The following is an 8,738-nucleotide window of genomic DNA, read 5'->3' on the forward strand; positions in this document are numbered from 1 at the left end:
TCTGTAAATACTGTTGTTGGTTGATAAAATGAGCCAGGTTTTGCAATATCCACTTCAGAATGTACTAGAGTCCCGTGCCCGCTTGGGTGAAGGCCCCATCTGGGATTCTACCCGAAAGTTAATTTACTGGGTTGATATCTACAACCATCGGGTACATCAGTTCAATCCGGCTACGGGGAAAGACTTGTTTTTTGATGTGGGAGATGTTGTAGGTGCGATCGCAACAGCAGGTGCAGATAGATTAATCATGGCACTGCGCCATCACCTGGCATTCCTCAACACCCAGACAGGTGTAGTTACCCCCATTTTGGAAATTGAAGGAAATTTACCAGATAATCGTTTCAATGATGGTAAATGTGACCCTCAAGGACGTTTTTGGTTTGGCTCAATGTGTTCTTTGGAAAAACCCCAGGCTAGCCTCTATCGCTATGACAATGATGGTTCATTGCATGTAATGGAAACAGGATTGACTATTTCTAATGGTTTGGGGTGGAGTCCCGATCAAAAAACATTTTACTTAACAGATTCTCCTCAGCAAAAAATATATGCTTACGACTTTAATTCAGTAACAGGAAACATTACTAATCGCCGGATTTTTGTTGATTTAACTCATGAATCCTTCTACCCAGATGGGTTGACAATAGACAGTGAAGGACATATTTGGTCAGCTATGTGGAATGGATGGTGTGTGATTCGTTTCAACCCCAAGGGTGAAGAGATATTGCGGATAAAGCTACCTGTGCAATTGCCAACTAGCTGTACTTTTGGCGGTGAGGATTTGCAAACACTCTACATTACCACTGCTTCAGTTGGACTCAGCCAAGCAGAGATCGAAAAAAGTTTCTACTCTGGTGATTTGTTTGCTCTCCAAACTGATGTTACGGGATTACCGACTTATGATTTTTATGAAATATAGCGGTTCTCGACCGAGTGAGGTAGAATTTTGACCTCTCTGCTAAAAGGAAAGAGGCTTTGAAATTTTCCCCCTTCCCGCTTCGGGAAGGGGGTTAGGGGGTTAGGTCTATTTGCCTACCTGTACCTCACCGGATTGAAAATGGCTATATAGAAATTTCCAGGTAATTAAATTATTGTGCTATGTTTTCTTCTCTCCAAAGTGCCACTTGCTGTTTGAGTTCTTTCATATCTAAAGAATCGCTAGCAAAAGCTTTTCGTAAAAGTGAATGAGGAACAAATTGGTCATACTTTTGAATTTCCGGTGCTTCTGAAGTACTGAGTAAATCTTCTGAGGTAATTCTTTGCTCACACAATGAAGCAATTTCATCATAAAGATATTTAAATTTATCCTTGCCTAATTTAATTGTTAAATAATAAGGATTTACTCCACCAATACTTGTAATTTCCAACGATTCTCGACAGTAAGAGTTAAGTAATCTTTCTAAGGTGCGATAAGGAACCGTACCCATCCAGGGAAAAATGCAGCATTTACCTTTTTCTAATTGCCAGATATTTTGTTTATCTAATCCAACCTGCTGCACCAATTGGCGAACTTTACGTAAACGTTGTAAAGCATTTTTTTGCAAGTAGCTATACTCAATATTCTCAAAGAGAACCTGTTGCATTCGTTGTAAAACTTTGGTGTGAATAGTGCCACCACTACCACGCCAATAAATACTAGCTTTCCCCTCGGCTTGTTTAACAAAAATAGCCTTCTTTTTAAAGTCAACTTCTACAACTTCCCAAGTTATCCCAGCTAAAGCAAACTGATTTCCAACAGCAGGTGGCGTGACGATACTGCCAATTTGCGTTGCACCTTGCTTAACAATATATTCTTGTTGTTCAGCAAAGACAGCATAAAACTGGAATTTTCTCACAACCTTTTCTCCTGCCAAACCCAGGATTAATTTCCCTTTCTCAGTATGCTGAATATGACCAATATCAATTAAATAACGTAGTAATAATTGAAAATCTTCTTTTAAAATAGCAGCAAAGGGCGGCAAGCTAAAAATTTGTTTAAATAAGGCATTAGGTGAAATTTCCCCTGCTGCTGTTAAAATACTCATTGTTTGATGATAAAGCAAACTCAAAGGATATTTAATCGGTCTGATTGGTTCAATCCATTGCTCCTCTAAATAAAGTTGAATGATAGCGATAGCCTGCAAAAGTTGCCAGGGTATTTGCTCTGGTAGAGAAGCTTCTAGTAATGGTTTATCTTCAGCGCAAATTAAGCGCATATCGGCAGCTTCACCTCTTCTGCCACTACGTCCTAAGCGCTGTAAAAAGCTAGCTACAGACAAGGGTGATTCTAACTGAATAACTCGCTCTAAATGACCGATATCTATGCCTAATTCTAAAGTCAGAGTGGCGGCGGTAACTGCTGGATTGTTGGGTTCACGCATCGCATTTTCAGCTGCTTGCCGTAAACTAGCAGATATACTCCCATGATGCACATGATATATATCTGGTAGCCTTTGCTCTGTGGCTATTTGTCGCAAAGATGCTATTACAGATTCAGTTTGCGTGCGATTATTAGCAAATATCAGGCATTTGCGAGATTTACTGAGGTTGAAAATATATTGTTCATAAGCTGTCGCCTCTGATTCATCTACTTCATCAGTAATATAAAAATGTTCTACAGCTAGTTTTATTTGGCGTTTTATCCCGTCAGGTTCCGGTGTAATCACTGGCTTTTCTGTTCCAGAACGTAACCAATTTTCCGCTATTGAGTAATCACCAAGAGTTGCCGATAAACCAATACGGCGTGGTTGTTTTTGCGTCAATTTTGCTAAACGTTGTAATTGGCAAATAATTTGACAACCGCGTTCGGAACCCATAAAAGCGTGAATTTCATCAATGATGACAAATCTTAAATCACCAAATAAGCGAACTAAGTCGTTATTTTTGTTAATTAACAAACTTTCTAGAGATTCTGGTGTAATTTGTAGAATGCCTTGAGGATTCTTTAAAAGCTTATTTTTTCGACTTTGAGAAACATCACCGTGCCAGTGCCAAACTGGAATATCTGCTTCTTTGAGTAAGTCGTTGAGGCGCTCAAACTGATCGTTAATTAAAGCTTTGATTGGACTAATGTATAATGCCCCTATAGTTGCAGCCGGGTTGGTATGTAATAGAGTCAAAACTGGCAGAAAGGCTGCTTCCGTTTTACCCGCAGCAGTTGCAGCAGTAACTAGCAAGTGAGCATTAGTGTCAAATATAACTTGACAAGCGGCAATTTGAACTGGCCGCAATTCAGTCCATTGGTGATGATAAATATATTCTTGGATGAAGGGTGCAAGTCGGCTAAAGGCATCGCTCATATTTTTTATGGATGAAAGTGTTAGTAAAACTACTCCTTGGTATTTCAGAACCCTCGAATCATGGATCGACGAGTTCCATACTTGGAATTACCGATTACTAAAAGCGATCGCTACCCTTAAATTTCTGCCGTAGATATTCTACGACAAGAGCATTGGTGGCAGAAGTTCCACCTACTATGTCATATATGAAGATTGTTGCTTAATTGTTTTATGTCTATTCAAGTCTACGGAATTCCCAATTGCAGCACTTGCAAAAAAGCTTTGACGTGGCTCCAACATAACAACATTGACCATGAGTTTATCAACACCAAAGATACTCCGCCGACTCGTGAGATGATTCAAAACTGGGTAAAGTCTTTGGGTTTTGCTCCCATGCGAAACACCTCTGGTCAATCCTACCGCGCTTTAGGAGATGATTTGAAGACTTGGGCTGACGAACAGTGGGTTGATGCATTTACTCACGACGCAATGCTGCTCAAACGTCCACTTTTCGTTAAAGATGGAATAGCTGTGCTGGTTGGCTTTAGAGATGAGGGAATAGTTCGAGAAAAATTAGATTTAGCTTCAGGAGTGCTGAGTTCTGAGTGCTGAGTTTCCCCATAGTTAAAACTAGAGGAAACTATATTCTTATTGGCGTTATTATAGCGTTTCCTAATCATACAAGTTACACATCATAGCCCCCTCCACGAACCAGCGGGGAGGGGGTTGGGTTCTTGTACCTCACTTAACCGAGAACCGGTATAGCGCGATCGCCTTTTTAGATTTGGCTCGATCGGAAGCCGATAGGCCCTTCACCAGCATAGGTCGTGGTTCCAGTTAGGGTCTTCCCACCATCACTAGATGTGACGTTGAGCGCTACTACATTCTGTCCCACACGACCACCGATTAGCCAAGTCCCACCAGGATTCCACGGCGCTGTATTACCACCCCACTGGTTTTCTACTGTGTAGTTGTTGCTGCTGACAATGTTACCTTTAAAGCCGATGGGGCCTTCACCAGAATATGTGATAGTTCCAGTCAGGGTTTTACCGCCGTCGCTCGATGTAATATCGATCGCAACAACATTTTGATTTGCCCGAGAGCCAAGTACCCAAGTCCCACCAGGATTCCACGGAGCAGATGAGCCTCCCCATTGGTTTTCCACATTATAGACACGGCCATCAACAGCAGCACTCTTAAAACCGATGGGGCCTTCACCAGAATATGTGATAGTTCCAGTCAGGGTTTTACCGCCGTCGCTGGATGTAATATCGATCGCAACAACATTTTGATTTCCCCGCGAGCCGAGTATCCAAGTCCCGCCGGGATTCCACGGAGCAGATGAGCCTCCCCACTGGTTTTCTACGTTGTAGGTGTCGCTCCCAGTTAAGTTAGCCTTAAAACCGATGGGGCCTTCACCAGAATATGTCGTGGTTCCAGTAAGTGTCTTGCCGTTGTCACTGGATGAAACTTTGAGTTCGACAATGCGCTGAGAGGCTCTAGCTCCAATTACCCATGTTCCACCAGGATTCCACGGAGCAGAAGCACCACCCCACTGATTTTGTACATTGTATAGATTATTAGTATTGGTTGTTGTTGTTGTCATTTTTTCCTCCAAAGTTTTGATCGTTTAGTCAAAGTGAATCTATAGCAATCCGATTTGATTGCGGAAAAAAGCACGCACAATTAATTAACAATACCTTTGCCAATTTACAAGGCTTGACATAGAAAAAACCTAAGATTTTACACGCTTCTTTTTGCCATCTAACAAAAAATTCAGTCAAGAAAATTCTGTTCTGTATGGTTTTGTAGAAGTAGTTTTAACTGTCGTGTACGTCTGAGTGCAGGTTCTACGTTTTGCCTCATAGTTAAGCAAATACTTGGCAAAAGTATTTTAAGCAGCAAATATCAGTTTTTTAGGCTGTCGTTATTATACTAATACGATTGTAGTTAAGATTACAAGCAGATTTAATAAATTTTTAATAAAAATGTGTTTTGCTTTACCAAGCGAGCCGTGACGTACTTAGTAAATCAATCTTTGAGTACAGTCCGGTGCATCAGTTATACTTATACTTGCAATCGCTTTTGTAAGTACTTTGGAAAATTTTGTCGATTTTTACTCCTATTGACTCAATGCAGATTAGCATCCATCAGTCAAACTGAAGTAATAGGGACAAGTATATAATCAGGCAAAACCCATGAATAAGTATAAAGAAGTCTTACGTGTCGTCCTTGCCATATCCATCATTGTGGTTGGAGTGACACACTTTGTTGTTCCAGAAGAATATGTCAAAATTGTGCCGCCGCAACTACCTTACCCTTTAGGATTAGTTTATCTCAGTGGCTTTTATGAAATTTTGGGTGGTATCGGCTTGTTAGTCCCGCCTGTAAGTCAAGCTGCTGCTTGGGGACTTCTTGCTCTTTTTATTGCTGTTTACCCTGCCAATATTAATATGGCGGTTAATCTTATTAAGATTGAACATATACCAAATTCACCTTGGGTACACGTAGTCAGGCTTCCCCTTCAAGCAGTTTTAATTGCTTGGGCTTGGTGGTATACGAAATCTTCTGATAGGGAAAAACAAGCTTCTATTATTCCCAAGTCGCTCATTCCCAAAGAATTAGAATTGGAATGAGTGCGTTTTTTTATATCTGAATTATGCGCGTTGCAACTTTGTTTGGGATAACACTCTCGTTAGCAATAAGTATTGGGGGAGTTGCTGTTCCGGTGACTCAAGCGGTGCAGCTTAGAGATGGTACTGTTTACTTTGTCCAACCCCCGAAACTTGTTGACGCAACAACTACTTATAAAGATGTGAATGTTTGGGGCGCAACTTACTATTTTACGATTAACGTGCCGGAAAATGCTGGAGAATCCCTTCAGAAGGTAACGATCGCACAGAGGGAGGGAGCAGAAAACATCCGCTATGATCTTAATGATACTCGCGCATTTGTGGGAACTAGCGATGCCTGCGGCGGGCTACGCCTACGCAAAGAATCTCGGCTAACACTAGGCGCAGTCACAGCAGAACGCGAGACACGAACTGTTAGTGTGAATTTTAATCCGCCTGTCACTCCGGGACAGACAGTTACAATCGCCCTCCACCCTGTGAAAAATCCCAGCTTTTCTGGTGTCTACTTACTAGGTGTGACAGCGTTTCCGGCGGGTGATAAATCTCACGGACAATTTCTGGGCTTTGGACGGTTTCAGTTTTACAGCAATAGAAGTAACAACTGGTGGTTTCCATAAACACCATTATGCCAATGTTATGAACAACGCTTTGCATGGTAACGAATCATGAACGCTTTAATCTCATTGATAACTAATAGGACAAGTGAGCGATCGCTTGCAGAATTTTGAGATAACTCTATATCTAAAGAGTAGAATTAATGAGCGTATAAGGAAAGTGTTTTTATGAGCATCCCACTTTTAGACCAGCCTACAGAAGAAAAACTGGTAACTCTCAAGGATGTTTCTTGGGAGCAATTCAAAGGGATTGAGGCACAACTTCAAGACAACCGCAATGTTAGACTGTTTTATTTGTCAGGAATCTTAGAAATCATGTCGCCCATTGGAGATAAACATGAGAAAGTGAAAAGTACTGTTGGCTTGCTACTAGAAGCTTACATGAAACAGTTGGGTATCCGGTTTTACAGACGTGGTGGTTTCACTCTAGAAGAACTTGGGTATGCTTCTGCTACACCAGATGAGTCTTACAGTATTGGTACAGAAAAGGAAATTCCTGATATTGTTATTGAAATTATCGTCACCAGTGGAAGCATTAACAGGAAGGAGTTATACAAACCGAAAAAAGTGCCTGAAGTCTGGTTTTGGAAATCTAACTCTATACAAATATTCCATCTTAACGAACAGGGCGAGTATGAAGAAGTAAACCGGAGTGGGTTTTTTCCAAATTTAGACCCCGCTTTACTGCTGCGTTATATCGCAATGCCTGACCAGTACGATGCTATTGTTGAATTTGAGCAGGCGATCCGAAATCAATAAATATTTATCCCCAAATTATTTGCAAATTTAAAATAAATCCTAGTAAAACATCTTCTCCTGATAATTCTTGTGGAGATGCTAGTATTTCTATTGGTTTACCAAGACGAGAGATTTCTACCTGACGCATTTTCGGATTAATTAACCAACCTAATTTAACTCCGTTATCGATATATTCCTGCATTTTTGCTTGCGTTTCTCGCAAACTATCGCTTGGTGACATTAACTTTAAAACAAAATCTGGTGCAATCGGCGGAAACTTTTCTTGTTCTTCGGGTGTGAGTGTATTCCATCTCTCTTTTCTTATCCAAGCTACATCAGGAGAACGGTTTGCACCATTAGGAAGTTTAAAGCAGGTGGAAGAATCAAAGCAAATTCCTAGTTGAGTTTGGCGATTCCAAATCACAAAATCTGCCGAAATTTCTGAATTGCGATTTCCAGTCTCTCCGCCTGTAGGTGGCATTATTAGTAGTTTCCCCTCTGCATTGCGTTCAAATTTGACTTCTGGGTTTTCCCGACAGAGTTGATAAAATTGGTTGTCGGTAAGTTGGATGATGGGGTTCAAGTTGACGGTGATAGCTGTCATGGGGATTATCTTGAGGATGACATCAACTTTAGCTAAATTGTAAGCAATCATGAGTCAGAATATTGACGCAGTTAGAATTTCTATTATTATTCCGACTCTTAATGAAGCAGAGAATATTAAAGAGGCAATTGCAACTACTCAACCTAATACAAATATAGAAGTAATCATTGTAGATGGTGGCTCTAAAGATGACACCATAGAAATAGCTAAGTCTTTAGGTGTCAAAGTTATCTCATCGTCTCCAGGTCGTGCTGCTCAAATGAATACGGGTGCTGTAGCTGCTACCGGGAAGATTCTACTGTTTCTCCATGCAGATACCTGTTTACCGACTGGGTTTGATGACATGGTTCGCACAGCCCTACAACAGCCTGGGACTGTGGCTGGTGCGTTTAACTTGCGGATTGATGCGTCACTTTTGAGTTTACGATGGGTGGAGTTGGGTGTTAATTTGCGATCGCATTTTTACCAAATGCCCTATGGCGACCAAGCAATTTTTTTAACAAAAGCAGTTTTTCAGCAAATTGGCGGTTTTCCTGAATTGCCTATTATGGAAGACTTTGAACTCATGCGTCGTTTAAAACGCATCGGACGGATTGTAATTATTCCCACACCAGTTGTTACCTCAGCCCGTAGATGGTTGCAAAAGGGTGTATTCAAAACTACGCTACTTAATCAAATAGTAATTATTGCTTATTTACTGGGCGTTTCACCTGAACGAATTCGTCGCTGGTATCGCCGAGAAAAACTTAAGAAAATTTAAGCTGTTTCTTATAAGAAAAATGCCGAAAACCCCTGAGAGACAGGTGCTAAGCACCGTATCTCGTACTTTAGGCAGGGGATGAAGGCTAACAACACCCTTTAGGGTGTTCTGAATTAATCTTTTTGGTGTGCTATG

At 41.0% G+C, this 8,738-nt stretch carries 10 protein-coding genes; 7 read left to right on the top strand and 3 right to left on the bottom strand.

All coding sequences use genetic code 11. From position 1 onward, the window contains the following. The first annotated feature begins 28 nt into the window (after nt 1-28). A complete protein-coding gene (locus LC586_RS26650; RefSeq protein WP_229488245.1) occupies nt 29-916 on the top strand; it encodes an SMP-30/gluconolactonase/LRE family protein in 888 nt (295 codons plus the stop codon). A 169-nt stretch (nt 917-1,085) separates the two neighbouring features. Here the strand turns inward: LC586_RS26650 and LC586_RS26655 are convergent, their stop codons facing one another. Continuing rightward, nucleotides 1,086-3,275, bottom strand: a complete 2,190-nt coding sequence (locus LC586_RS26655; RefSeq protein WP_229488246.1) for a DEAD/DEAH box helicase — start codon at nt 3,273-3,275, stop codon at nt 1,086-1,088. 7 nt (nt 3,276-3,282) lie between these two features. Between LC586_RS26655 and LC586_RS40840 the strand changes: the two genes are divergently transcribed. Continuing rightward, the gene (locus LC586_RS40840; protein WP_267921732.1) at nt 3,283-3,408 is read left to right on the top strand and encodes a hypothetical protein; all 126 of its coding nucleotides are present in this window, start codon (nt 3,283-3,285) and stop codon (nt 3,406-3,408) included. 77 nt (nt 3,409-3,485) lie between these two features. Further along, nucleotides 3,486-3,866, top strand: coding sequence for a Spx/MgsR family RNA polymerase-binding regulatory protein (locus LC586_RS26660; protein ID WP_229488247.1), 381 nt, complete (start codon nt 3,486-3,488; stop codon nt 3,864-3,866). A gap of 166 nt (nt 3,867-4,032) precedes the next feature. Here the strand turns inward: LC586_RS26660 and LC586_RS26665 are convergent, their stop codons facing one another. After that, on the bottom strand, nt 4,033-4,860 hold the full coding sequence (locus LC586_RS26665) for a lectin OAA family protein (protein WP_229488248.1): 828 nt from the start codon (nt 4,858-4,860) through the stop codon (nt 4,033-4,035). A gap of 592 nt (nt 4,861-5,452) precedes the next feature. Between LC586_RS26665 and LC586_RS26670 the strand changes: the two genes are divergently transcribed. From LC586_RS26670 to LC586_RS26680, 3 genes are all read left to right on the top strand, one after another. Next, nucleotides 5,453-5,890 (top strand): DoxX family protein, encoded by a 438-nt coding sequence (locus tag LC586_RS26670; protein ID WP_229488249.1) that lies wholly within the window; start codon nt 5,453-5,455, stop codon nt 5,888-5,890. Nucleotides 5,891-5,913: 23 nt separating this feature from the next. Further along, nucleotides 5,914-6,504 carry a DUF2808 domain-containing protein gene (locus LC586_RS26675; RefSeq protein ID WP_229488250.1) on the top strand — a complete coding sequence of 197 codons (591 nt, stop codon included), beginning with the start codon at nt 5,914-5,916 and terminating at the stop codon, nt 6,502-6,504. A gap of 165 nt (nt 6,505-6,669) precedes the next feature. Beyond that, a complete protein-coding gene (locus LC586_RS26680; protein WP_229488251.1) occupies nt 6,670-7,260 on the top strand; it encodes a Uma2 family endonuclease in 591 nt (196 codons plus the stop codon). Nucleotides 7,261-7,264: 4 nt separating this feature from the next. Here the strand turns inward: LC586_RS26680 and LC586_RS26685 are convergent, their stop codons facing one another. Continuing rightward, entirely contained in the window at nt 7,265-7,843 is a 579-nt protein-coding gene (locus LC586_RS26685) for a Uma2 family endonuclease (protein WP_229488256.1), read from the bottom strand. 49 nt (nt 7,844-7,892) lie between these two features. Here LC586_RS26685 and LC586_RS26690 point away from each other — a divergent pair, with 49 nt between their 5' ends. Continuing rightward, entirely contained in the window at nt 7,893-8,603 is a 711-nt protein-coding gene (locus tag LC586_RS26690) for a TIGR04283 family arsenosugar biosynthesis glycosyltransferase (protein ID WP_229488252.1), read from the top strand. Nucleotides 8,604-8,738: the final 135 nt, after the last annotated feature.

This window comes from Nostoc favosum CHAB5714, from assembly GCF_020829495.1.
Taxonomy (GTDB): Bacteria; Cyanobacteriota; Cyanobacteriia; order Cyanobacteriales; family Nostocaceae; genus Nostoc; species Nostoc favosum.

What these genes read in the sequence shown, in the direction of transcription:
- LC586_RS26650 (WP_229488245.1), top strand. Translation starts at nt 29, where the DNA reads ATGAGCCAGGTTTTGCAATATCCACTTCAGAATGTACTAGAGTCCCGT.
- LC586_RS26655 (WP_229488246.1), bottom strand. Translation starts at nt 3,275, where the DNA reads ATGAGCGATGCCTTTAGCCGACTTGCACCCTTCATCCAAGAATATATT.
- LC586_RS40840 (WP_267921732.1), top strand. Translation starts at nt 3,283, where the DNA reads ATGGATGAAAGTGTTAGTAAAACTACTCCTTGGTATTTCAGAACCCTC.
- LC586_RS26660 (WP_229488247.1), top strand. Translation starts at nt 3,486, where the DNA reads ATGTCTATTCAAGTCTACGGAATTCCCAATTGCAGCACTTGCAAAAAA.
- LC586_RS26665 (WP_229488248.1), bottom strand. Translation starts at nt 4,860, where the DNA reads ATGACAACAACAACAACCAATACTAATAATCTATACAATGTACAAAAT.
- LC586_RS26670 (WP_229488249.1), top strand. Translation starts at nt 5,453, where the DNA reads ATGAATAAGTATAAAGAAGTCTTACGTGTCGTCCTTGCCATATCCATC.
- LC586_RS26675 (WP_229488250.1), top strand. Translation starts at nt 5,914, where the DNA reads ATGCGCGTTGCAACTTTGTTTGGGATAACACTCTCGTTAGCAATAAGT.
- LC586_RS26680 (WP_229488251.1), top strand. Translation starts at nt 6,670, where the DNA reads ATGAGCATCCCACTTTTAGACCAGCCTACAGAAGAAAAACTGGTAACT.
- LC586_RS26685 (WP_229488256.1), bottom strand. Translation starts at nt 7,843, where the DNA reads ATGACAGCTATCACCGTCAACTTGAACCCCATCATCCAACTTACCGAC.
- LC586_RS26690 (WP_229488252.1), top strand. Translation starts at nt 7,893, where the DNA reads ATGAGTCAGAATATTGACGCAGTTAGAATTTCTATTATTATTCCGACT.